This is a genomic window from Arhodomonas sp. AD133 (genome assembly GCF_051195215.1).
GTDB lineage: Bacteria > Pseudomonadota > Gammaproteobacteria > Nitrococcales > Nitrococcaceae > Arhodomonas.
The window spans coordinates 1-23,223 of sequence record NZ_JBNAZM010000061.1 but is presented as its reverse complement, the minus strand read 5'-3'; the positions used below and the strand labels follow the sequence as shown (position 1 = coordinate 23,223).

Sequence of the window (23,223 nt, the reverse complement as noted above, 5' to 3'; positions counted from 1 at the left end):
CCCAGCTCCTGCAAGGCGAAGCGGGCTTGGAACAGAGCATAACTCCTGGTCGGTATATGATCACTCAGGTCGCAACATATAGCCAAGCGATGAGCAAGCAGGAACAGTAGCCTAGCACGCCCATTGGGGCAATCAGATGCCACCCTGGAGCGAACAGCCAGTGCACCGCGTGACCGTCCGGAGCACCGAGATCCGCCACACTGCGATGATACAGCAGCAGCGCCGCCAGCAGGCCCATCCAAAGCACCACGAGTGCGACAAATAACTTTGTTCCCGTCCGAATGACTCGAGTCAGCATCCGACCGCAAGGTCCCATCAGTCGCTTCGCATGGTGCAATAGTCCGACGCCGGTGGCTTGTACGTCCAGCGCCGGTTCACGACGAGGCCCGGAAATCGCCAGCGCATTCGTTTCGGAATCACCGCGCCTCGCCCTTCCCCTGTGCGATGGCGTTGTCCCTCAGGCCGAAGACGTTTGAAGACGGTACACGGTGCCGACAACGCTTGGCGCATACCGCCCCGGCGCGAAGGTGTCGGCGAGCATCGCTTTGGCCCGCCAGCCGGTGCAATGGCCCGGCGCCACCAGCCGCGGATCGATGCGGGTTTTCAGGTCGCGCACGGTGGGTTCGATACGCGCTTCCACCGACGTGCCCGCCAGGTGATAGCCGCCCAGCACCAGGTCCACGGGCAGACCGGGAAACGCTGTCTTCACCGCCAGGCAGACGTTGACGATGCCGGCATGGGAGCACGCCGAGAAGACGCTCACGCCCCGTCCGCGCACCGAGGCGGCCACGTACCGCTCATCCATGATCAACGGGTCGTGTACACAGCGTTCGCCGTAGAAGCTGTGGTGAGCGGGGAGGCCCGTTTCGTATTCCGTTACACGCTCGATGGCGCCGCTCACGAAGAAGAAGCCATCGCACACGGCATGCGGCTCGGCGTGCTTGGCGATCGTCCCGCCTGCTCCGGCGATGACCTCGAACGTCGGCTCCTGCGCGAGCAGAACCATGTCACCGCTGGGCAACCGGGCGCCGCGTTGGTCCGGCCGCTCGGGATGCAGGTCGACGATCGGCGGCGTCAGCTCGGCAATCTCCCGTGCGGCGCCGATGGCCGCCACCACTTCCGGCAGACCGCCGCTGTGGTCGTAGTGCCAGTGGGAGAGGAAGATCTGCTCGATCGTCGCCAGATCGATGCCCAAACGCTGGGCATTGTCCAGCCACAGGCCCGGGTAAGGCCCGACATCGAACAGCACGCTGTGGGCATCGCCGTCCCGATGGCCGGTCATCAGCACGGAATAGCCGTGACAGGCGCAGCAAAGACGATCGAAAACCGTCCTGCATTCATGGCCCTCGTGGTAGCGGCTCGGCGCCGTGCGCCGGACGTGCCCCGCCAGCTCCGGCTCCTGCGGCACGCCGGCATCCACGCTGGACAGCGTGTCCGTCTCGTTGTCCACGATCACGACGATTTCCAGGTCGTCGAGCGGTTTCACGCCCGCCGGCTCGTTGTCATTGGCCATGGCGATCACCTCGCGGCCCGGGGAACACACACGCTCCGGGGATCACGCGGCCGTAAATCCCTTGCCGCCGCACTCATTCAGTGTAGTCCGGGGCCGCGTACGCGACGCGGAAGCCGCGGAGCGGTAATCGCCGAATCATTCCATATTGCGGCCGGCTTCCGTCGCCAGCGCGAACCGCCCGTTCAGTGCTGCCCCGTCGCCGGCCTAGGCGGCCCGCCGGCAATGACCAGGTAAACCAGCGCACAGGCCAGCACGATGCCGGGGAAGCGCATGCTGAGCGCGGAGGCGACGACCGCGAACAGGCAGATCTGCAGCACCCGCCGCCGCCATGACCGCCCGGCACCGTCGAGCCGCGCGAATGACACCCGCGAGACCATCAATCCGGCGATGCCGATGGCAAGCACCGGTAGAGCAGCGTTCCATTGCGGGCTGGACAGGGTGTCGTTGACCACGAGTGCGGTACTGGCCAGGATCAATGCGCCGATGGGGGCTGGAAGGCCGGTGAATGCGGCACCGGCAGACGCGGCGTTGAACCGCGCCAGACGGTAGGCGGCGGCCAGTAGTAGCGCGGCGCAGCCACCGGCGACAGCGACCGTGTGGATGAGCGTAGGCGCTCCGTCCAGGCTCACCCGGTAAACCAGCATCGCCGGCGCGACACCGAAGGCGACCAGGTCGGCCAGGCTGTCGAGCTGGGCACCGACTGCGGTCCCGGCCCCGAGACGCCGGGCCAGAGTGCCGTCGGCGATATCCAGCAGCACGCACCAGACCACCGCCCAGGCCGTGAGATGCCAGTGCCCCTCAGCAGCGGCGACGATGCCCGCGAAGCCCAGGAGCAGGCTCGTCGCCGTGATGGCGCTGGGGATAATCGCAAGCGCGGGTCGGGGCGCGTTCATCCGCGGGCCTCCAGGGCGTCGTGGATGGCGAGCCAGCTACGCAGCACGCGCGGCAGGAACGGCTGGCGGTCCACCGTATCCACGAGCACATACAGACCCAGCCGCTCCACCAGCAGTTCGCGCATGGCATAGCGGAAGCCGTGCAACCACTCCCGCGCGGGCAGCTCCGTGCCGGTGTGCTCGATCAATTGCCGCCGATGGTCGTCGATTCGTTCCATGAGCGCTGATGGCTCGATATCGGACGGCTCCATGGCAAAGCACAGCAGCTCCGCCAGGTCCCGTTGCGGCAACCCCAGGGTCGCCAGCTCCCAGTCGTATGCCATGCAGTGCAGCGCGTCCACTCCGTGGCCGAAGAAGGCGAGATTGCGCGGGTTGAAGTCGTTGTGCACCAGGGTCACGGGTAATCCCGCGTCATCGGCGAACCAATGTGGCCGTGTCTCCACTAGATCCCGGCAGCGCTCCGCGAGGCGGTATTCACCCAGCTGCCGGGCGTAGCGGACGGTCAACGCCGACAGCCGTTCCCAGAAAGCGCCCATGGCCGCGCGCTCCGAGGGACCGGGCCTCGGCGGCAGCCACGATGCGCCCGTCAGCGCCTCGGTACGGCCCAGCCATTCCCCGTGCACGACCGCCAGGCAATCCAGCGCGCCTGTCAGTTCCGCCCGTGTCAGTGGGTCGGAACCGCCCAGACGCCCGGCACCGCTGAGGTTTTCAAGCACCAGGGCACAGCCCTGGCCGTCAGGGCCATGAACGTGCCCATAGCAATCGGGCATATGACGCCGCAGTGCCTCTCCCGGGAGAGAATAGACAGCCGCTTCCCGCGCGTGGCCGCCATTGAACGGGAGCAGCGAGCTGATGCGGTCGAATTCATTGGCCAGGGCCGGGTCTTCGAGGGCAGCGATGGCGCGCGCCACCGCCAGGGTGGTGGTGTCGTGAGCCTTGACCTTGACGAGCAGGTCCCGCGGCGTGGCGCCGGATGCCCGGTTCAGGTGCAGTCGCAGGGGAAAGAGACCGGCCACCTGGCCGTTGACCAGCGCCGAGAGCTCGGTGACGATGCTGTCGCCGCCGTCGGACAGCGGCAGCCGCATCGTGTCGACGATGGACCAGCCCTGGGTCGCCGCACAGGCGTCGACGGCGCCGGCGATGGCATCGACCACGTGGGACCAGCCGCCCTCCTCCATCGGCCGCTCCGGTGGCGGAAACACCCCGGTGTCGATGAAGTGCTCGATGTAGCGCTTGAGCAGCCCAGGCCGAATCTCGGGGCACTGGAGCCCTTCCCGCGCCAGCGTTCTGCCGGTCGCCGCGTTACCGGCCTCGGAGACGCGATGGCGTTGCAGCAGCTCCGCCAAGGCTGGCGTGCCCACGCCCTCCGGCCGTCCGCTGAAAAGCGGCTTCAGGGGGCGCAGGGGCCAGTGGGCACGTGTCGAGCCCCGCACCGCCTTCAGCCAGCGATCGTAGTCGGTCAGCCGTATCGGGTAACCGTAGAGGTTCATGCACAGCACGAGCTGACGCCAGGTCGTGGGCCGGTCCCCGCGCAGATGATAGACAAGCGTCGCCGGGCTGGCGTGTACGTTCAACCGCACCACGGCCCGGGCCAGGAAATCCGCCGGGCACGCGTCCATGGGCCAGTCCACGTCCGGCGCCAGACCGCAACGCAGGCTGGCGCTGAGCAGCCGTGCCGGTAGATCGTCGCCGTTGGCGACGGCGTCCCGCGTGTCGCCGGCGACGAACGGCGGGCGGTGGATGAGCGTCGGCAGGCCCCGCTCGCCGGCCTCCATCACGAGCTGCTCCGCCACCCACTTGGACTGCGCGTAGCCCAGATACAGCCCACCCAGGTACGGGGTGATCTCGTCAGCTTCGGCCAGGGCAACGGGACCACCGACGGTGTGACAGACCACCGTGCTGGAGATGAACGCGAAGCGCTTCGTGCGCCCGTGGCAGGCGAAGCGCAGCATTGCCTCGGTGGCGTGAACGTTGGCCTCGTGGAGCCCCTCGTAGGGCTGCGCCCAGTTGACCGCGGCAGCCGCGTGGTAGACGGCGTCGATATGCTCGCTGAGCCATTCGTAGGTGGTCCGCTCCAGCCCCAGCTGCGGCTGCGTGGTATCGCCGGCCACCGCCTCCAGCCGCCCCGCCCAGTCCGTCCGCCACAGCCCGCGTGTGCGCAGATGCTGCACCAGCCGCTGGTATGCGAGGTCCCAGCTCTCTCCGCGGACCAGGCAATAGACCTTCGTGTGCGGCCCCTCCAGCAGCGCTTCGAGCAGGTTGGGGCCGAAGAAGCCCGTGGCCCCGGTGACGAGAACGCAGCGGTCGTCCGTCGGCGGCCGCACCGTCGCAGGCTGGATATCCGGGGCCAGCGCCGCATCCAGCAGGAGCCTGTTCACGGGCACGGCCAGCTGCTGCCCGGGGTCATCCGACGCTGCCCAGGCGAGAAGATCCCGCAAGGTGGAAGGCCGGCCCATGACTTCCCAGGGCGGCACGCCGCCACAGCAGCGCACCAGAACGCGCAGGACACGCAGCCGTGCGAGGCCCCGGATGCCCTGCTCCGCCAGCGTGCGCTCCCGCCGCAGGCGCTCGGGTGCACAGCCCGCCGCCTCGGCGACCAGGGCGAGAAGGGACTGCCGTCTTCGTGCGTCACCAGGCTTTTCTTGCTGCATGTCGGAACCGTTCCTAGAGGATTCTCGCCGTGACCACCACCAACGCCGGCACCCAGGCGAGCGCGGCCAGCCGCTTCGGCAGGGCAGCCGGCCAGGTGGTGAGTGACGCCGCAAACCCGAGCGCGCAGGCCACGACCGCACCCAGCAGCCAGACCGTCGGTTTCGTGGCGAACGCCATGGCCGTCAGCGTGATGGCGGCACAGGCCAGTGGCCATGCGTATGAACGGGTGGGTGCGGTGAACGGGTCATGGGTGAATTCGAACGTCAGGGCGCAGCCATAGAGCGTGGCAAACACCGCCAACGGCGCAGGGGCGGTCGGCACCGTGCCGGCGACCGCCATGGCAACCAGCGGATACTTGGCCATGACCACCAGCGCGTTGAACCGCCGGTGCCCCGGAACCCACCGCCGGGCGGCATACCACAGTGCCAGTGCAAGCATGGTCGCAACTGCCGGCAACGCCCCGGCGATGCCATGAACGGCCGTGAGGAGCACGCCGGCACCCCCTAGCGACAGGGCCGCCATGGCGAGCCATGGCCGTGAATCCCACACGCGGACAGTAATCCGATCCGGCGCCGTCTCCCGGTCCACTTCGCGATCGGCCAGGTCGTCCAGCAAACGCAGCGTGAGCAGCAGCAGCCAGGCGGCGGCCGCCATCAGAACCATGACGGTGGGCCCGGCGCTGGGCGTCAAGGTGATACCGCACGCCGCCACCGTCACCGCCAGCGGCAGGAACAACGCCACCGGGTAGCGCTCACGCAGGTAGGTGCGGCCGAGCTCAGGCCAGGAGGCGGACATCACCGGTATCTCCATCGAGCTCGACATGGCTGCCGGTCGCGATCTCCCGGGTGATGCCCGCCACGCCGACCACCGCTGGCACGCCGAACTCCCGGGCGACGATGGCGCCGTGGGAGAGCATGCCGCCCCGCTCCACCACGAGTCCGGCGATAATCGGGAAAACCGGCGCCCACCCCGGATCGGTCTGACGGACGATGAGGATGTCCCCCTTGCGCAGGCAGGCGGCCTCGCTGACGTCGCGTAGTACGACGGCCCGGCCGGTAATCCGTCCGCCGCAGGCCCCGGTGCCGTGCCAGCAGTCCGTGCCGCGGTCGTGCTGCCGCTCAGCGCGCGGACCGGGGCGGTACTGCTCACCAGGGAGCAAGTACAGGGTCTCCGGCGGCGGCTGGTCGTTCAGAGCGGCGAAGTGGGCCCGGCGCTTCTCCGCGAGGGTGCCGGTCAGCTCCGGCGCCCACGCCGCACCACCCAGGTGCGCGCGCAGCTCGGAGACGGTCAGGAAGCACACATCCTCCGCATCGGTCAGTACGCCGCTGCGACACAACCGCTCGCCGATTACCAGCACCACGTAGCGCAAGCAGGTATACGCCAGCGCCTGATGCATGCGCGCTCGCTCGCGCCGGGCCACCGCCGTGTACGTGGCGCGCAGCAGGAGCCAGAACCCGGTGGCTGCTGTCGGCCACGGCAGCCAACGCACCGGGCGCTTGCGGCGTAGCCGTGAGAGAATCTCGCCGGTAAGCGCCTGCCGCCGCTGTTCCTGTTCCCGCCATTGCTCGGCGGGGTCCGCCGCATCACCGAGGGCATAGGTCCTGAGAATGTCCAGCAGCGGCGCCGGGCGTTCCTCGAAGCTGGGCACCGTCAGCAGCAGCTCGCCGGAGCGGCGAAAGCCCCAGCGCCGGCAATAGCACTTGAAGGCATCGTGGAAACCGGCAAACTGCGGCTCGGTCTCCAGGCACTGGAGAATCCGCTGTGGATCCTCAGCGCTGAACAGCGATTGCAGATCGGGACTGCGCCGGATTTGCTCGGCGAGTTGCCACAGGTCCCGTACCGGCTGCGCCGAGACCAGCTCCGGCAGCCCGCGCAGCAGCGCGTGATACGGATCAGCGGTGGCGTTCGCCCCCGTCACCGCCCGCTTGAGCGCACCGGAGCCGGCCATGGCGAAGAAGTCCGCCAGGCTGGCCGCGGTCCAGCGGTTGCAGCGGATGTCCATGAACCATTCCAGCCGCGTGAGCAGTGCCTCGTTGGTGCACCTGTCCAGCTCTTCGCGGGAGCAAGCGTTCGCGAACCGGCGCACTCTCGCCTCGAAGTCCCGCAGATCCCGTTCCAGCCTCAGGTAGCGATACAGCCCCGTCAGCACCATGCGCGTGCGCGCCGCCCACTCGCGAAGGCGACGGCGCCAGCGCGGTCCGGGAGCCGACGACTGATCGTCGGCGGAATCCGGGGTACCGACGAAGTCGTTGAACAGCCCCGCCAGGTGATCGCCGAAGGGCACCGCGCGGATGAATGCGTGGATATTGCTGAGGTTGTAATAGAGATACCCCTGATGCGTGCCAACCGTGTTCTGCAACCGCCAGCGGACGCCGTCCAACCGTCGCCGGGAGACGCCCAGAGCCCGCGCCAGGTTGTGGAAGTAGTGCGCGTAGCCCGCCCGCACCACCGAGTACGTGAACACGGGGACCGGGCTCGGGAAATTCTCGTTGATATTGGCGCTGCACCAGACCACACGCTGCACCGACGGCCCCGCCGGCGCCGTGATCGGCCGGCTCTGCAGCAGGATCAGCGCCCCGTCGCCATCCAGGGCCCACTCGATGTCCTGCGGCGCGGCGAAGAGCTCTTCCAGGGCGACGGCTGCATCCGCGAGCCCCTGGCGGGCGGTGACAAAGGCCGCGAGCGTGTCCTCGTCACACTGCGCCTCCCCCACCACCGCCATGTCATCGCCGCCGCGATCGAGGCGGATGCGCGTCGGCGTGGCCTCTCCGGCCACCAGCGGCCCCGGGTGGCCGGCGACCAGCTCCACGTAGAGCGTATCGGCGCCGTCGCCAGGGTCGGGCGACCGGGTGAACAGCACCCCCGAGCAGAATGGCTGCTCCTGGCCCTGCACGAGCACGGCGACGCCGTTCAGACCGACACCCCGCGCCCGGCTGTAGGCAAGCAGCCGCGCCGACAGCGCGGAGGCCCACACGCGACGGATGGCCGCGACGAGCTGCGCACCGTCGCGGACGTCGAGCACCGATTCCAGCTGGCCGGCAAAGGAACCCCGCGCGCCGTCCTCGCCCACCGCCGAGCTGCGCACCACCAGGGGCTCGTCGGCAGCCGGTTGCAGTGCAGCATCGTCGAGCGCCGCCTGCAGCGTCGCCGGCATGGGGGCATTCTGGACTGCATCGCGCAGCCGCTCGATTTTGACACTATCCACGGCCTCACCGGCCAGCAGCCGCCCCGCCCCGCTGAGGTCGTTGTGCTGCAGGAACGCGTCGAAGGCGGCGGCCGTGACGACGAACCCGGGCGCGACGGCGAAGCCGGCACGTTCCATCCTGGCCAGGCTGGCGGCCTTGCCGCCGTGCTGGTCATACGCCTGTGCGTCGCTCAACGGAACGACATAACGGGTCGAGTCGGCGGCGGGCTGACTCTGGCCGCGGGGTTCGGCGGTCATGTCGGTCGCTCCTTGACGCCGAGCAGGTAAAGAGACGCGCTGAAAGCGCCATGAATGAACGGCCCCACCAACAGCACCACCAACCACGCCGACCATGGCAGCGGCGCCACCAGGGCGAGCACGAGCAGCGCCCCCACGAGGGAGTCGAAGCGGTCGATGATCGCGAACAGCCACGCGGCGACCCGGTGTCGCGGTGGCTTTCCGGGCGGGATGTCGAGCTGGCGTTTCACGAAGGAGTTGGGCAACTCACCGAGCATCAGGCCGGCGCCGGCGATCAACCCCAGCAGCCCATGCTGCAGCGGCGACAGCGGCCAGAGCCAGCGCTGGGGCGCGTCGCTCAAATGGGTCAGCGCCAGGGCCAGCAGGTAGAAGCCCAACGCGCTCGCCGGCACCACGGCCATGAAACCCCGCCAGGTCTTGTTGGGCCCGAACAGGCGCCGGCCGCGAATCCGCAGGCCACCATCCAGCGGCTGGACGAACCGCGCCGACAGCCGGCTTCGCATCCACAACACGTGAACGCAGCCGGCGAAGGTCAAGCCGCCGACAATGAACAGCCCGACCAACAGCCCGGCCGGCTCGGCGGCGGAAACAGGGTTGGTCAGGGTATGCACGGTGGACATCGTCCTAACGTCGGTACGCTGGATCGCGCATTCAGCGCGGCGGGAGCGCCCGCAGCGCCTCGAGGGCATGCCCGGCATGCGCTTCCGGCGTCGGATCCCGGATCACTCGAGCCAGCCCCCGGCCGCGGGCGAACACCAGCGTGACCCGGTCGACGAACCGATCGCCGCAGCGTGACGTCCACACCGGGATGCCCAGGTCCCGCGTCAGCTGCTCCTGCTCGTCACTGAGCATCTCGAGCGCCAGACCCTCACGCTGCACGAATACCCGTTGCCTGGGCGTCGATTGCAGGCTCACGCCGAAAACGGCGGCGCCGGCGCCGCACAGCGTCTCGCCATGGGCATGGAAAGCGCACGCCTCCGGGGTACAGCCGGCAAGCTCCGGGTAGACCTGCCCCTGCCGATCGCCCGGGTAGAAGAACAGCACCACGTGTTGAGCCATCGCCACTTCGCCGAGGTCGACATCGCGGCCTGCCGTCGACGGCAGCGTCAGCGCCGGCAACGCCGTACCGATCGGAAGGTGCAACGCGCCGCGGCGGCGCACGCCGCCGAACGCCGGTTGCCTGCCCGCCTGCCCGCCCGTGGGTGGATTCTTCTGATTCTCGCTCATGGTCTTCACCCGCAACGCGGCTATTGATAGCGGCGCAGGGTCGTCAGAAACAGCGTGCCCACAGCGGCCAGGACGAACACCAGAATGCCGGCCGAGCGCAGGCTCGCCTCGATCCCGGCGACGTCGGCCACCGCCCCCATTACCAGCCCGGCCAGCGCGGGCGTGGCCTGAAAACCTAACGTATAAAACGACATCACCCTGCCACGCAAATAATTCGGAGTCCTGGACTGAATGCACGCCGGGATCAGACTGCCGACGACCCCGCCCGCGATGCCGAGCAGCAACAGCAAACCACCGGTGGTGGCAGTATCGGTACTGCTGCCCAGAGTCGCGCCGGCAATGCCGGCGACAGCGGTGCCGCCGAGTATGTACAGGCCCCGACGGCTCCGACGCTCGAGCACGCCCGAGACAATCCCCCCGAGCAGCAGACCCACACCCAAGGTACCCATCAGCGCCCCGCGTGCCGCTTCACCCAGCCCCAGGTGCGTCCTGGCGAATTCCGGCACCAGCACCTGAAGCGGGCCTAGCAGAAACAGCGCAGCGACGCTGAATCCGATCAACTGCAGCAACTCCGACTCGCTGCGGATATAACGCGCAGCTTCCCGGAGGCGACCACCCTTGTGCGCCGGCACGGCGAATTGCTCCTCCACCGGCAGTGCGGAGAGGATCAGATTGCTCACCACCACCAGGCAGCCGAGAATCGCGAAGGTCGGCGCCCAATCCAGGCTTTCCCGCAACACGCCGACGATCACCGGCGCGAGGCCGAACGCCAGAATCATGAGCAGGTTGAGGATCACCGTCGCCCGGCCGATCTGTGCGTGCGCCACCAGATCACCCAGCATGGCCATGCGCGCCGGCTGGGCAAGCGCCAGCGCCGTGCCGTTGAGACAGGCCGCGACCAACAGGAGGAAGGACGTATCGGCGGTCAGCAAGCCGGTTGCCAGCACCAGCGCCAGGCCGAAGGCCGAAGCGATGTAGAACATGTGCGCCAGCAGGATGATGCGCTTGCGCGACCGCCGGTCGAGCTGCACGCCCGCGTACAGCGTCAGGAACAACGGCGGCAGGTAGTTCACCATGAACACCAGCCCCACGAAGCTGTCCGCCGGGTTCAGCGCATGGGCCAGGATGATCATGCCGTAGCTGGTCAGGGCGTTGCCCCCGACCAGCGCGAACAGGCAGGCGATGTAGAACGTCATCACCCTGGGTGCCGTGAGCCCGGCGGTCGTGGCGACGGGCGTACTCATTCACGCCGCCTCGCCGATCGCCTCGGGCAACGGATTCGGCCGGTATCCGATATCGGCGAGCAATTCCCGCAAGAGCTCGTAGTTGCGGCGGTCCTTGCGCCGCAACTCGGCCAGGCCGGCGCTGATGCGTTCCCGAACCGCCTCCCGCGAGAGCAGGAGCGCGCGGTGCTTGTCGAGCAGCCGGTTGCCGAGATGGCGCTCCTGGTAGTCCACGAACCACTCCCCCAGCCCCATCTCGCGGGAGATGTACTGGGTTCGCGTATCGTGGCCCAGGGCGATATAGGGCACGCGGAACGGCAGCGACAGCACCAGCGCGTGATACCGCGATGTGACCAGGGACGCCAGTCCCTCCAGGCAAGCGGCCATCTGCTTGGGGCTGAGCTCGGTGCAGCGCACCTCCACGGCACGGTCCGGGTCACTCAGCCGGGCGCGGATATGCCGGCAGAAACGCTGGTCCACCGCCTCCATGGCGATGAGGGCCACTGTGGCCTCGGGGTCGTCGTCCAGCAGGTGATTGCAGTAGCGCGCCCATTCGGCGGCCAACGCCTCACTTTGCCGGCGCCCGTCATTGGGCCAGGTCCCCTTGAACGGCCAGCGCACGAAGTCCTCGCGCCTGCCGAACAGGCGGATCTTCGCCGGCCACATGTAGAAATCCACCGGCGCGATACCGTGAATCCGCGGTGCCGTCAGGCCCACGGATTCACGCACACGGGCCCTTTCGGCGCTTTCGAGCTGGCTCATGGAAACGGCGCAGTCCGCCGTCTCCGTCAATCGCCCGTTGACGCCCAACGCCGACAGGGCATCCCGTGCGCCAGCCGAGCGCACGGTGAGCAAGGCGGTGGTGTTGAGGGCGTCCCGCACCCGGGGCTGGCGTTTCGGCTCCAGCTTGCCGGAATCCAGCGCCAGGCCCACGGAGGGGCAGTCCCGGGCATGGGCCTGGCGCAGGGCGGTGACGAAGGCCTCCACCAGGTGCTTGCTGAACTCGTCGGTGAGCATGTTGCCTTCCGACAGGATCATCGCGTCCGCCTCACGGATCAGCGGCTTCGCCGCCCAGGGGTAAGTGGCCGGATGGATATGGCGAATCGTCACGTCGTCGACGAAATCCAGCCCCCCGGGGGCGAACGTCGGCACCACCAGCTCGGCATCGGGCACCATCTCCCGGAGGACATCCCTGATGACCAGCAACCGGGCATCGGCGCCGGTATTGCGCATGCCGTGATAGCCGTAGATCAGGATTCGGTTACGCATGGCTTTCGGCTCCAACCGCTTGCTGTCGCGCGGTCTCCGCCCGCCGCGGCGGCGCCAGCGCAGCGGCGTCGGCCAGACGGCCGCCGATGACGTAGAACCACTGCTCGCCGCGCCCGGCGATCCGGAACGGCTCGGCCACCGGCTCCGCGCCCACCCGCGTGTACAGGCGCAGTAGCTGGCTACGGCAGTAGGAGAGAAAGCGCTCCAGCGTGGGATCGTTCTCCAGCACCCACTGCGCGCCCATGCTGAGCAGCAGCAATGCCTGCTCCGAGCGCCGGGGCGAAGGCGGCACCGCCAGGCGCGAGACCTCGCAGGCCGCGGGATCGCGGAGTAGCCCGGAGTGACCGTCCAGGCTAACCACCCCCGAAAGCGGCGCCGGATCCCGGGCGACCGGGGTCGCCCGCAGCGTCGCCACCAGGCAGTCATCCTCGTAGAGGAGGAACACGCGGCCAATGGCGTCGCGTTCCGCCTCAAGGTGAGGGTCGAAACTCAGCTCCGGCACTCGATTGGCGTATATTCCGTCGCGCAGATCGCGCGCGCGCTGGAGCTCGCTATCCGTTTCGGCGATGGCCAACCGGAGCCGGCGACCGTCGCGATAAGCGATCATTCCCTGCTGAGCCGACATGACCCGAACCTCCATTCGTTGCCGATACGGGGCGCACCATTCCGGCGCCCGAAAGCACCACACGGCTCCCCCGCCGGAGCGCCGATGGCCCGGCCAAAAGCACCCGGTGCCGCAGCGGCTCCGCCGGTCAGCCGGCGGCCGCCGCCGTGTGCCCGTCCCGGGTGCTGGACTCGCCCGCGGTAAAACGGTCGTAGGCGTTGTTGAGAATTTCGCCGGTCAGGTAGAGCGTCGTCTCGGCGACCTCCCGGACCGCCACCATCGACGCCTCGTCAGCCGCGTACCGGTCGATGGCCTCGCGGACCTCCTCGGCGTGCTTCGCGTCGATGCGCGAATGGGCGACGAAGAACGACATCGCCTTGTCCGTCAGGCCCAGATCCTGGCGGATCTTGGTGGTGAGCTCGTCGATGTGCTCGTAGGCGCTCTCCGCCCAGTAGCTGTAGCCGAGCCGCGCGATAGGCCCGCGGCGAATGGCGACGTCATTGAGGTAGGCAATCAGCGCCCGCGTCGGCGGCAGCGGCGGCTCGATGCGATCCGTGTCGAATCCTACCGCCGCGATATCGTGGCGGGCCATGTTCTCGTGGCCGAGCTCCTCCTCGGCATGGTGGTAGACGAATTTCAACAGGCCGGGCTTCTCCGGTTCGGCGAGAAAGGCTGCCGCGGCCTGGTTGATGGAGTTGAAACGGGTGTAGTGATAGATCTGCTCCATCACGATGCGGTACAGATCCGCGGGAATGGGGTTGTTCAGGCAATAGGTCCAGAACCGCCCCTGCTTGATCTGCGTCCATGTGCGCTGAACGGTCTCGTCCAGAAGCCGGGTATGATCCGCCATGAGTGCTCCCCTCCTCGTCGGCGTCCGTCCCTGCTTGCCGCCCGCGACCGGTTCCCCGTACGTCCAGATGACGCCCGGTCGACGGGATCCTGCCCCTTCGCGTAATTACGAAGGGCGCGTCGATGACGCCGGCCAATCATGGGCCTACGACGCAGCCGCGCCTACCCGGCAGTTCTGTCAGGCTGTCAGGACCTCGAACTGCTTGTATAATGTGAATTCAGGAAATCAGGCGAATGGCCTCCCCACCGCCATCCCCGACGTGCGGGGCAGCCGCCGCCTCGTCTGCCGAGCGGTCAGCCCCCAATCTCCGTATGCCACTGGATACCGTGGATATCCGGTGACTCGGACAGCACGTCGGACAAGGCGTCGAGCAACGGGACCGCGACCTCGACCGGCGCCCGGTTCCGGCCGAACAGGCTCTTGGCCTTGCAGTCCAGATAGATCCGCCAGCGGTCGCTTTCGCCACCGATATTGCCGCAACACAACCAGTACTCGTTGTCACCGACGATGTACTCGACGAACCACCCCCAATCCTCATATTCGGGATAACTCGTCTCCACCCCCTGGCTGGCGAGCATTCGAGCGAGCCACCAGGCCAGTTCCGCGCCATAACACTGAGGATTGACTTGAGCGTCCTCCGAGAGAAATGGCCTGAACAGTGCCGATTCAAAATCCACGCACGTTTTCATCGTTGCTGATCTTCCTTCTCGTCAACCCGGCACGGCTCGGTCAGCGAGCCATTCCACCTCGGATCCCGCCCGGTATCGAGGTGACTCGATGGCTATACAACGGGTCTTTCCCCTTACTAACCTTGGCCGCAGCTCGCTCACCCCATCATCCTCGATTGATCAACACCTTGTAATGCTTACGTCCGGCGAATGGCAGCGAAAACCGGCTGTAAGTGCCGAATGTTGTCCACCCCGCCTCCGGCGCCTTCCATTGCAACTCGGCCTTCACACAGCGAGCGCCGCGATAGTGTTCCAGTACCCGGCAGCTGCCGGACAGAAGACCGGCCACCACATCGACAAACGCTGCCACCGTCGACTCATCGGAGCACGGGAACCACTCCAGCCAGAAATTCCCCATGTGCAAGTGGAGCTCATCGCGGTTCTGCAAGGTCAGCTCGATCGGATGGCGTACGCCGGGCTGCACCGGAATGCTTACGCTCATCCCCAATGATCCGGGCGCATTTTCGATCATCCGAACGTCCGGGCACCTGGATCGGATATCCCGCAACACGCATTCCGCCACCCCGAGGCAGTCGCCGTCTGTCCTCACCCCTTCGTCCCCTTGGCCCTCAACCACTCCCCCGGTCAGCTCCGGCATGGATGGATGCCGGTGGATTCAGTCATGCGATAACGGCAAGCCGACCGAGGCGTTCGATGCGCTACAGCTTTCGCATGAGCAGCGTCCGATATACCACGGCTTCATGCCCATGCGTACCCGTCCACACCGATCGAACCGGCGACGAGGTCACCGCACCGTCGAAGTGGCACGAATGGACCGCTACTGACGCCTCTCGCTCTCATCATCCGCATTGTGCAAGCCACATACTTCAGGGCAGTCGTCCAGCGGTGAACGGAGGCGGCCATGGGCTACGAAGTAGAGAAAGCGACCGGCCTTGTTACTGGCATAACGGCGCTGGCAACAGCCGTCGAACGGCTGGTGGTACGCGTTCGCCGGGCGGCGCCGGCGCTCACGGGCGTTGTGTGTCTGGCCCTGGGGAGTGGCTCGGGTATGGCGGCAGTCGGTAGCGACAGTTCCGGCGCCCCTAATCGCGAGGTGTTTCTCTATGTCGTCGCCATCAACGCTGGCGAGCAGTCCAATCCGGACATCCTCGCCGTGGTGGGCGCGGACCCCGAGCGGCCGGACGAATACGGTGAGATCCTGCACACGGAGAACCTCACCGAGATCGGAGATAACGTCCACCATTGGGGCTATTCGCTGGACCAGGAACGACTCCTGATACCGGGCCTCTTTTCTGACCGAGTCCATGTTTTCGACGTCTCCGACGATCCGCGTAAACCCACCCTCGTCGAAAAGAAAGACGGGCTCAGGCGGGATAGCGGGTACGTCGCACCGCACACGGTGAGCCCGTTGGACGGCGGCGTCGTCCTCGTATCCATGCTCGGTGCCGACACGCCGAGCACCGGTCCGGGTGGGCTCGTGCTGCTCGACGCGGAAACGGGGGAATTCGTAAGGCACTTCGGGCCCGGGCCCGAGAGAGCGCCCGGCGAAACGGGTCCCGAGTACATGTATGACATCGCCTACAAGGGCGGGATCAACCGAATGGTGACCACGACCTGGGGATACCCCGGGAACGTGCTGGAGAACCCGTACGGCCCCACCGGCGATACCGTCAGTGTCTGGGACCTGGAGAAAGAAGCAGTCATCCAGATCGTGCACCTGGGCGAGCCCAGCGGCGCAACCGAAGCGGATTGGTTCCACGCGCCCGAGTCGACCTATGGCTACACGATCGGCACATCAGGCAACACGTGGCTCTGGGAGGACGAGGACGGCAACGGTCTGCTGGACTTCCACGTCGTTTTGCGCGATCTGCCCCTCCCGTGCGATATGACCCTGTCGCACGACGATCGCTAGCTTTTCATCGCGAACTGGGCCGGGGACAGCGTCCAGCAGTACGACATCACTGATCCCTACAATCCGGCGCTTGTCGCCGAAGCGTCCGTGCCACACCCGTGCATGATGCGCCCGAGCCACGACGACAAGCGGCTTTATGTCACCAATTCGGTGTTGAGCACACTGGATGACGATCCGGAATTCGGTCCGCGCAACGAAGACTACGGTATCTACCTGCTCGACGTAGACACCGCAGAGGGCGGCCTCACCCATGCCACCGAGGACGGCAGCGCCTGGACGGACTTCACGGCGGTGCAGAAGGCAAACGGCACCGGCCCCGCGGGACCGCACATGATCCTGTTCGACCCGAGCGTTCCCATCGAAGTCGGGCACCACTGATCCCCGACGGGTACGGGCGTGGTCGGTCGTGGAAGGCACTCCGAGCTCGCCCGTACCCGCCCGAGTTGGCGCGACTCACACGGCAAGGCGCCCGCGGCTAGCCACCCACCTCCCGGCATCGATAGCGCAAGCGCTCCAGATTGATCATCCGATGCCGCCCCACCTTCAAGGTCGGCAACTGCCCCCGGCTGACCATACCGCGGACCACGTCCTCACCAAGCCCCGAAAGCAGCGCGAACCGCTCCTTGGTCATGACGCAGATGTCAGTCATCAGGCAGACGTTCGGTTGTTCGATGATGGGCATTTCCATATGCTCTTCCTGCACTGTTCTGCACAGCATCACAAGAACCCTACATTTGTAGGGCCGACAACTGTAGGGCATGCGACACACGTAGGATGTCAAGCATCGGCGACCGCATCAAGGAACTCCGTGACTCCCAGGGACTGGGCCGCACACGCTTCGCCGAGGAGCTGGGCGTCTCCATGAGGACGATTGAAGGCATCGAGCGCCGCGGCAGCTCCCCACGCGGTGAAGTGTTGGAAGCCGTCGCCAAGAAATGGCCGCAATACAGCTACTGGCTGCTGACCGGACAGACGCTGCCAGAACAGGGACAGATCAGCCCGGCCAGAGCGCCTACTGACCCAGATCCACCAGGGACAGCATAGCGTCGACGCCGTCAGCCCGCCGTTTGTTGCCGAATGACGTTGCGCTTGATTCTTGAATCCAAGGCCACGCCCCCCTTTTCTGAGCAGATCCGCCTGCTCACTGAGGTTCTGCACCCGGACGTCCACCGGCGAGGTTTGTCCGTCACGATCGCGAAACATTCTCGTTCGTGGTTGAAAAACCAATATTCCTCCTCTACGTTTTAACACGCACGCCCTGCACCAACGACGGTGTCGATGAAGGGCGCAAGTCAGCCACGCGTACGGCGTGGCGTACCTCCATGGAAGGGGCGGTGTGAGCGGGTTGGCCAAGCGCAATGCCGACGAACCCGCCTCAGGGAAAGAGGTGACAAGCTATGTCCTTACGACGTCTGCATACCCCCTTGCTTCTGGCCTTGCTGACCGGTGCGTCCTCTGCAGCGACCGCACTCTCGCCAAGCGAGGGCCACCGGCCCGGCGAAGATCGGCCTGCTTCGCGTGACCCGGCCAAGGTCACCAGACCTGCGCCATCCGGCGCTCATGGCCTAGCTACCACTCGTCAGGCCGCATCGGGCGCACCGCGCACACCGCATCTATCCGACGAGCCCTCCGACCGGATCATCCACCCCTCTGAGACAACGAGCCGCTAGCGGATAGCGGCCCCCGACACGCTCGCGACGTGGCGCACGGCCGCGGCGTCGGCGTTCGCCAAAACGGAAGGCACAAGGAGCCGAACAATGAACAAGCTTGTTCTTGCCCTGGCCATGGGGCTTTTCATGTTCATCGCCCCGGCCCTCGCCCAGCAGGGCGTCATCCGTGACTACTACGAGGAACCCGGAATCAATCCTTTCCGCGACACCCTCAACCAGAACTTCTCCGAGCACATTGACACCTTCTCCGGGATGCTGCAGCTGAGCTTCACGGACGTATTCATTCCCGGCAACGGCGGTTTCGATCTGGAAGTGCAACGCGTCTACAAGCACCCCCAGGACGAGCGGCCGCCTTACAGCCCGTACGGTCTAGGGTGGACGATTCACTTAGGACGGATCGTTGTTGCGAACCGGCACTCCGACAAGATCTGCAGCCAAAACCTCGCGGACGAGTCGGTGGTGGACAACCCGTCACTGGAGTTGCCCGATGGCAGCCGGCAGCTACTGGTGGTGGCCGACTACCACCAACCCGAAATGATCACCCGCGACTGGTGGTCGGCAAGCTGCGATGGCCGGGATGTCATCGTGCGCTCGCCGGATGGCACCGAGTACCACATGACCGAGCGCCATTCGGATAGCCAGGAGTACAGCATCTACGCAACTTACATCGAGGACGCCAACGGCAACTCGATGAGCATCGACTACGAGGTCAACGCCACCGGCATCATCTACATCGACGATATCTCGACCAGCGATGGTCGCAGCGTAGATTTCACGTATACCGATGTCGGCCACGACAGCATCCGGCTGGACACCATCGTCGCCAACCAGCGCACCTGGGATTACCACTATGAGATGACCACCGAAACCATCCCGGCTTACCCGCAGCTGACGCAGGTGGAACGGCCGGATGGCTCCAGCCGCTGGAATTACGAGTACTTCGGTCTTCGCAATGAACAGGGCGAGGCCGGCTCTTTTGCCATGAAGCACCTGGAGTACCCCTGGGGTGGCTACATCGACTACACCTACGATTATGTCCACTTCGATAGACAGGAGTCGGACTGGACCACGGTGCTGGCCACCAAAGACACCGGCGGTCGCGATATAAGTGCCGGAAGCTGGACGTTCTCTTACAGCCCGGGCTGGCAGAACTCCATAGGCTATGACATCACCACGGTCACGAGCCCGGACGCCACACGCAAGCACTACCACCGGGGTTACTCGTCGGTCAACGACGGCAGCATGTGGAGCATCGGACTGAAGTATTACGAGGAAGCGTACGATCTCACGGGCAATATCATTGAGCAAACCCAGTACACGTGGGCAGGCTTCAGGATCTCCGACGAAGACTACTGGCACGGCCGCGACACCGGTCGCATCGACAAGTATACGGCCACCCCGTATCTCGAGAAGGTCCGCCACTATCGCGAAAACGTAGTGTTAACCACGACCTACGCGACCCCCGATGCCTACGCTCAGCCGCAGCAAATCACCGAAACCGGCAATGTCAGCGACGCCGGCGACCGCGTCACCACGCTGACCTACTACAACGACCCGAGCCGGTGGATCCTTGGCAAAGTGAAGCAGCGCGAAGTGAACCACCCCAAGGGCTCGAGCAACGACAACTGGACCACCAAGCGGGCCTTCGACAACGCGGGCAACGTCCTGACCCTGGACAAGTACGGCGTCAAAACCACCTTTACTTATACTTCGGATGGCGACGTTGCCACCGAAACGGATGCCCGCAACAACACCACGACCTATTCCGACTACTTCCGCGGAATCCCCCGGCGGGAGAACCGGCCGGAAGGCATAAGCATCAGTCGCACGGTGAACAACACGGGCACGCTGGACACCGTCACGGACGGCCGCGGCCACACCACCGACTACGACTGGGATGCGCTCAACCGCCTGGAGTCGATCGACTACCCCGCCAAGGCGTCGGTGAGCATCAGCTACAGCAATACCGGCAGCACGCTGACCCGAAGCAATTTCCGTGAGATCCGCGAGTGGGACGGCTTTCGCAGGCGCATTGGCGTAACCCGGCAAGACACCGCAACCGGGGAAAGTGTCACGCGCACCATGTCTCGTGACGCCAAGGGCCGGGTCACCTTCCGCAGCTATCCAGGTGAAACGGTTGGCGATACCTTCACTTACGGCCTGCTCGGACGACGCACCTCAATAACCCATGCGGATGGCAGCAGCAAGACGATCCGCTATCCCGATGCCCACGAAAAGCTCGTCACGAACGAAAACGGCTGGAAGACGCGATACTTTTATGAGTATTGCGGCGGGCTCGCGATCGGCGAGGGGCGCCTGAGCCAAATCAACTCCTTCACAGGCATCGGCACGATCATCAACCGCGACGCCCGCGGCAAGATCTACTCTGTCTTCCAGGGGCAGACACAAAATGACGGCACCTATCGGGGCTACACGCGAAACTTCACATACAACAGCAAGGGGTTTCTGATCTCCGCGAGCAACCCCGAGACGGGTACGACCACCTACGGTCGCGACGCCGTCGGGAACATGACCTCGCGACAGGTAGGCAGTAACGGCGTCACGGAGACGTTTTCCTACGATAACCTCAACCGACTGGAATCAGTGTCCTATTCGGACGATTCGCCGTCCGTCACCTACCGCTACGATGCCAATGACAATCTCAAACGCCTGGAAAACGGCTCGGCGGTACGGACCTACGATTACGACGCGAACGACAACCTGATCTCCGAGGATCTCACCGTCGACGGACGAACCTACACGGTGGGCTACGACATCAACCAGGTGGACTTCATCACGGGCCTGACTTACCCCAGCGGCCGTCAGGTCAGCCTGGCCACCAATGCGCTGGGCCGCGCCACGCAGGCCGCGCCGTACGTCACCCAGGTGCTCCACCACCCCAACGGCATACCGAGTGACATCACCTACGCGAACGGCGCCACCAACACGGTGACGCTGGATAGCCGGCAACGGATCGACACACTCACGGCCTCCGGTCCCTCGGACACCCTGGTCGACCACGACTACGCGTACGACAACGTGGGCAATGTCACCGAGATCCTCAACGGACTCGATCACAGTCGTGACCGCACGATGGACTATGACGGGGTGAACCGGATGATCAGCGCCACCGGGAGCTGGGGCACGGAGACCATTTCCTACGACGCCACCGGCAATATACTCAACCGCACCCGTGGCTCGACGACCCAGAGCTATTACTACAACGACCACCGTCTCGCCTATCGGGAACTCCCCAACGACACCATCGGCTACGCCTACGACGCACAGGGGAACATCACCGGCGTCGAAGGCGGTGCGAGCTACCAGTACAACGGCGCCGGCCACATGGTGCAGGCAAGCACGCCCAGCGGCACCATCGGCTACGCCTACGATGGCGAGGGAACGCGCGTACAGCGCACCGGGAGCTCCGCGATCAAGGACGTCTTCTACAACAAACGCGGTCGACTGCTGGGCGAATACAACCCAGCCGGCGGTTTCGATGAGTACATCTACGTCGGCTCCCGCCTGGCCGCGCGCATTCACGATGACACGACCGTAGTCGGCTCCGACAAGTAAGTCAGGGAGGACAGACGCCATGAAATGGATCGGCGCGATCATTACCGCGGCCGTGCTCACGCTGGCGCAAAGCGCCACGGCCGCCGAGCAAGTCACCTACTATCACAACGATGCCCTCGGCTCGCCGGTCGCGGCCACGGATGAGAGCGGCAGCCTACTCTGGAGGCAGCACTACGGCCCGTGGGGCGCCCCGCTCAAGCCGGTATCCGGTGACCCCCGCGGTTACACCGGCAAGCCCTCCGACAGCGATACGGGCCTGCAAGACTTCCAGGCCCGCTGGTATGACGCCGAGATCGCGCGGTTCCACGCAATCGACCCGGCCGGGTTTACCGAGAGCAACATCCACAGCTTCAACCGGTACATGTACTCGAATAACAACCCGTACCGGTACGTGGACCCGGATGGGCGAGTCGCAGTATCGGCGCTTGTCGCAGCAGCAGCTTGGGCCGGTGGAGCGGCTTGGACCGCGTACGACACATACAATACCTACGAAGAGAACGGAGCAGCGGCCGCCGCCGGTACCCTTGCCGTTGACGGTGCAATCTCTTTGGCTGGTGGTGTCCTAGCCAAGGGAGCCGCTAAGTGGGGGACTCGATACCTGCGTCAAGCCGACGACAGTCCTATAGCGACCGTTGATGACATAATCAGAGAATCAAAGCCAGGTCTCAAGACAAAAGGGCGAAGCCAGCAGTTCGAGCGTGACGGCGACTTAAGTCAAGCCTACCAAGACTTCGACTCATTGAAACCAAAGGACGTTCGAGATATCCCTAACGGAAAGGTTGGCCGCCTTGATGACGACTCCACGGCAATCGTGCGCTCCCGGAGCACAGGAGGGAAGCCTACATTAGAAATTCAACATGGGAACTCGAAGAAGAAGACCAAAGTCAGATACTCCGATAACTGACGGTTTACCTCGCCAACCTACGCGCTAGTTTCATCACCGCAAGCCTTGCGAGAATCCTGTCTTGATACCGCTCGCAAGGCTTGCTTATGCTATCAACACTAGCGCACGATCACTTAACCGTCGGAGCAGCGTTATTGATGATGGTGAAAAATAGCTTACCAAACAAACGACACATTTTCAGAAACTGTTACAGTTTTGGAATCACACGCGCATCTTTAGCCTGCCTCTGTCACTATACCTTATTATGACGACATATTGAGGATATATGCTATGCGATTTAAGCCTTGGACACCCATAGAGAATTTACCTCGTGAGATCTACCTCGAAGCCCTCCACGATGACTACGAAGGATTCCGCCTTCTTTTGCGTGGAAAATCGCTGTATGACGCCGTTCTCCGAGTACATTTCGATAACGTACTGTCGTACAGAAACACTGACGAAGGTGATTTGATTCGGACACTAGCCGAAGTCGTGCCCGGTTGGTGCTTTTACACTGTAGAAGACTCGACTTTCAAGCAGTGGCTTGAGGATGAGCGCCAAGGCGCCTATGACTCGACAAATGTCAGCCATTACGCAATATACACCCCCAATGACTGCGTAGACATTCTCACCGAATCCGAACCAATAGTTAGCTGGCTAAGCTGATTCCAAATAGTCGACGCTGAACAACTCGTAACTTGCTGATTCGGATTATGTTTCTTCGCGTATCAGCATTCTGAGATGTAAGCGCCAACAAATCAGCACCTACATCCTGTCCACGTGATTGCGCACACTGATTCCTTCTTCAACAGGGGGGGAG

19 protein-coding genes are annotated in these 23,223 nt (G+C 65.0%); 5 read left to right on the top strand and 14 right to left on the bottom strand.

What is annotated here, in order from left to right; translation table 11 throughout:
• Positions 1-457: 457 nt before the first annotated feature.
• From ACPEES_RS20815 to ACPEES_RS20755, 13 genes are all read right to left on the bottom strand, one after another.
• On the bottom strand, positions 458-1,513 hold the full coding sequence (locus tag ACPEES_RS20815; protein WP_435105903.1) for an MBL fold metallo-hydrolase: 1,056 nt from the start codon (positions 1,511-1,513) through the stop codon (positions 458-460).
• Between the two features lie 182 nt (positions 1,514-1,695).
• Positions 1,696-2,406, bottom strand: a complete 711-nt coding sequence (locus tag ACPEES_RS20810) for a CDP-alcohol phosphatidyltransferase family protein (protein ID WP_435105901.1) — start codon at positions 2,404-2,406, stop codon at positions 1,696-1,698.
• Positions 2,403-5,057, bottom strand: coding sequence for a thioester reductase domain-containing protein (locus tag ACPEES_RS20805; RefSeq protein WP_435105899.1), 2,655 nt, complete (start codon positions 5,055-5,057; stop codon positions 2,403-2,405). The genes ACPEES_RS20810 and ACPEES_RS20805 overlap by 4 nt, the downstream gene beginning before the upstream one ends.
• A 13-nt stretch (positions 5,058-5,070) precedes the next feature.
• Complete coding sequence (locus ACPEES_RS20800) at positions 5,071-5,853, bottom strand: hypothetical protein (protein WP_435105897.1); 783 nt, start codon at positions 5,851-5,853, stop codon at positions 5,071-5,073.
• Positions 5,834-8,500 (bottom strand): PEP/pyruvate-binding domain-containing protein, encoded by a 2,667-nt coding sequence (locus ACPEES_RS20795; RefSeq protein ID WP_435105893.1) that lies wholly within the window; start codon positions 8,498-8,500, stop codon positions 5,834-5,836. The genes ACPEES_RS20800 and ACPEES_RS20795 overlap by 20 nt, the downstream gene beginning before the upstream one ends.
• Entirely contained in the window at positions 8,497-9,120 is a 624-nt protein-coding gene (locus tag ACPEES_RS20790; protein WP_435105890.1) for a CDP-archaeol synthase, read from the bottom strand. The genes ACPEES_RS20795 and ACPEES_RS20790 overlap by 4 nt, the downstream gene beginning before the upstream one ends.
• A gap of 31 nt (positions 9,121-9,151) precedes the next feature.
• Positions 9,152-9,727, bottom strand: a complete 576-nt coding sequence (locus ACPEES_RS20785) for a peroxiredoxin (protein WP_435105888.1) — start codon at positions 9,725-9,727, stop codon at positions 9,152-9,154.
• A 20-nt stretch (positions 9,728-9,747) separates the two neighbouring features.
• Positions 9,748-10,971: an MFS transporter gene (locus ACPEES_RS20780; protein ID WP_435105885.1), complete on the bottom strand. Its 1,224-nt coding sequence runs from the start codon at positions 10,969-10,971 to the stop codon at positions 9,748-9,750.
• The gene (locus tag ACPEES_RS20775; protein ID WP_435105883.1) at positions 10,972-12,219 is read right to left on the bottom strand and encodes a polysaccharide pyruvyl transferase family protein; all 1,248 of its coding nucleotides are present in this window, start codon (positions 12,217-12,219) and stop codon (positions 10,972-10,974) included.
• Positions 12,212-12,844, bottom strand: coding sequence for a hypothetical protein (locus tag ACPEES_RS20770; protein WP_435105881.1), 633 nt, complete (start codon positions 12,842-12,844; stop codon positions 12,212-12,214). Before ACPEES_RS20770 ends, ACPEES_RS20775 begins: the two co-directional genes overlap by 8 nt.
• A gap of 127 nt (positions 12,845-12,971) precedes the next feature.
• Entirely contained in the window at positions 12,972-13,673 is a 702-nt protein-coding gene (locus ACPEES_RS20765) for an iron-containing redox enzyme family protein (RefSeq protein ID WP_435105878.1), read from the bottom strand.
• A 293-nt stretch (positions 13,674-13,966) separates the two neighbouring features.
• Entirely contained in the window at positions 13,967-14,350 is a 384-nt protein-coding gene (locus ACPEES_RS20760; RefSeq protein ID WP_435105876.1) for a hypothetical protein, read from the bottom strand.
• A gap of 157 nt (positions 14,351-14,507) precedes the next feature.
• Positions 14,508-14,873 (bottom strand): hypothetical protein, encoded by a 366-nt coding sequence (locus ACPEES_RS20755; protein ID WP_435105874.1) that lies wholly within the window; start codon positions 14,871-14,873, stop codon positions 14,508-14,510.
• 390 nt (positions 14,874-15,263) lie between these two features.
• Here ACPEES_RS20755 and ACPEES_RS20750 point away from each other — a divergent pair, with 390 nt between their 5' ends.
• Both ACPEES_RS20750 and ACPEES_RS20745 read left to right on the top strand, forming a co-directional pair.
• On the top strand, positions 15,264-16,274 hold the full coding sequence (locus ACPEES_RS20750; protein ID WP_435105872.1) for a selenium-binding protein SBP56-related protein: 1,011 nt from the start codon (positions 15,264-15,266) through the stop codon (positions 16,272-16,274).
• Between the two features lie 102 nt (positions 16,275-16,376).
• Positions 16,377-16,652, top strand: coding sequence for a hypothetical protein (locus tag ACPEES_RS20745; RefSeq protein ID WP_435105870.1), 276 nt, complete (start codon positions 16,377-16,379; stop codon positions 16,650-16,652).
• Positions 16,653-16,749: 97 nt separating this feature from the next.
• On the opposite strand, the gene ACPEES_RS20740 is transcribed toward ACPEES_RS20745, so the two are convergent.
• Positions 16,750-16,962: a hypothetical protein gene (locus ACPEES_RS20740; protein WP_435105868.1), complete on the bottom strand. Its 213-nt coding sequence runs from the start codon at positions 16,960-16,962 to the stop codon at positions 16,750-16,752.
• 86 nt (positions 16,963-17,048) lie between these two features.
• Between ACPEES_RS20740 and ACPEES_RS20735 the strand changes: the two genes are divergently transcribed.
• The 3 genes from ACPEES_RS20735 to ACPEES_RS20725 all read left to right on the top strand — a co-directional run bounded on the left by ACPEES_RS20735 (position 17,049) and on the right by ACPEES_RS20725 (position 22,424).
• The gene (locus ACPEES_RS20735) at positions 17,049-17,318 is read left to right on the top strand and encodes a helix-turn-helix domain-containing protein (RefSeq protein WP_435105866.1); all 270 of its coding nucleotides are present in this window, start codon (positions 17,049-17,051) and stop codon (positions 17,316-17,318) included.
• Between the two features lie 713 nt (positions 17,319-18,031).
• Positions 18,032-21,520, top strand: coding sequence for a hypothetical protein (locus ACPEES_RS20730; protein WP_435105864.1), 3,489 nt, complete (start codon positions 18,032-18,034; stop codon positions 21,518-21,520).
• Between the two features lie 19 nt (positions 21,521-21,539).
• Complete coding sequence (locus ACPEES_RS20725; RefSeq protein ID WP_435105862.1) at positions 21,540-22,424, top strand: RHS repeat domain-containing protein; 885 nt, start codon at positions 21,540-21,542, stop codon at positions 22,422-22,424.
• Positions 22,425-23,223: the final 799 nt, after the last annotated feature.

Excerpts from the sequence above, each read along its gene's own strand:
- ACPEES_RS20810 (WP_435105901.1), bottom strand. The coding sequence starts at position 2,406 with ATGAACGCGCCCCGACCCGCGCTTGCGATTATCCCCAGCGCCATCACG.
- ACPEES_RS20735 (WP_435105866.1), top strand. The coding sequence starts at position 17,049 with ATGTCAAGCATCGGCGACCGCATCAAGGAACTCCGTGACTCCCAGGGA.
- ACPEES_RS20780 (WP_435105885.1), bottom strand. The coding sequence starts at position 10,971 with ATGAGTACGCCCGTCGCCACGACCGCCGGGCTCACGGCACCCAGGGTG.
- ACPEES_RS20795 (WP_435105893.1), bottom strand. The coding sequence starts at position 8,500 with ATGACCGCCGAACCCCGCGGCCAGAGTCAGCCCGCCGCCGACTCGACC.
- ACPEES_RS20750 (WP_435105872.1), top strand. The coding sequence starts at position 15,264 with ATGGGCTACGAAGTAGAGAAAGCGACCGGCCTTGTTACTGGCATAACG.
- ACPEES_RS20765 (WP_435105878.1), bottom strand. The coding sequence starts at position 13,673 with ATGGCGGATCATACCCGGCTTCTGGACGAGACCGTTCAGCGCACATGG.
- ACPEES_RS20790 (WP_435105890.1), bottom strand. The coding sequence starts at position 9,120 with ATGTCCACCGTGCATACCCTGACCAACCCTGTTTCCGCCGCCGAGCCG.
- ACPEES_RS20775 (WP_435105883.1), bottom strand. The coding sequence starts at position 12,219 with ATGCGTAACCGAATCCTGATCTACGGCTATCACGGCATGCGCAATACC.
- ACPEES_RS20770 (WP_435105881.1), bottom strand. The coding sequence starts at position 12,844 with ATGTCGGCTCAGCAGGGAATGATCGCTTATCGCGACGGTCGCCGGCTC.
- ACPEES_RS20730 (WP_435105864.1), top strand. The coding sequence starts at position 18,032 with ATGAACAAGCTTGTTCTTGCCCTGGCCATGGGGCTTTTCATGTTCATC.
- ACPEES_RS20785 (WP_435105888.1), bottom strand. The coding sequence starts at position 9,727 with ATGAGCGAGAATCAGAAGAATCCACCCACGGGCGGGCAGGCGGGCAGG.
- ACPEES_RS20745 (WP_435105870.1), top strand. The coding sequence starts at position 16,377 with ATGATGCGCCCGAGCCACGACGACAAGCGGCTTTATGTCACCAATTCG.
- ACPEES_RS20755 (WP_435105874.1), bottom strand. The coding sequence starts at position 14,873 with ATGATCGAAAATGCGCCCGGATCATTGGGGATGAGCGTAAGCATTCCG.
- ACPEES_RS20805 (WP_435105899.1), bottom strand. The coding sequence starts at position 5,057 with ATGCAGCAAGAAAAGCCTGGTGACGCACGAAGACGGCAGTCCCTTCTC.
- ACPEES_RS20725 (WP_435105862.1), top strand. The coding sequence starts at position 21,540 with ATGAAATGGATCGGCGCGATCATTACCGCGGCCGTGCTCACGCTGGCG.
- ACPEES_RS20740 (WP_435105868.1), bottom strand. The coding sequence starts at position 16,962 with ATGGAAATGCCCATCATCGAACAACCGAACGTCTGCCTGATGACTGAC.
- ACPEES_RS20800 (WP_435105897.1), bottom strand. The coding sequence starts at position 5,853 with ATGTCCGCCTCCTGGCCTGAGCTCGGCCGCACCTACCTGCGTGAGCGC.
- ACPEES_RS20815 (WP_435105903.1), bottom strand. The coding sequence starts at position 1,513 with ATGGCCAATGACAACGAGCCGGCGGGCGTGAAACCGCTCGACGACCTG.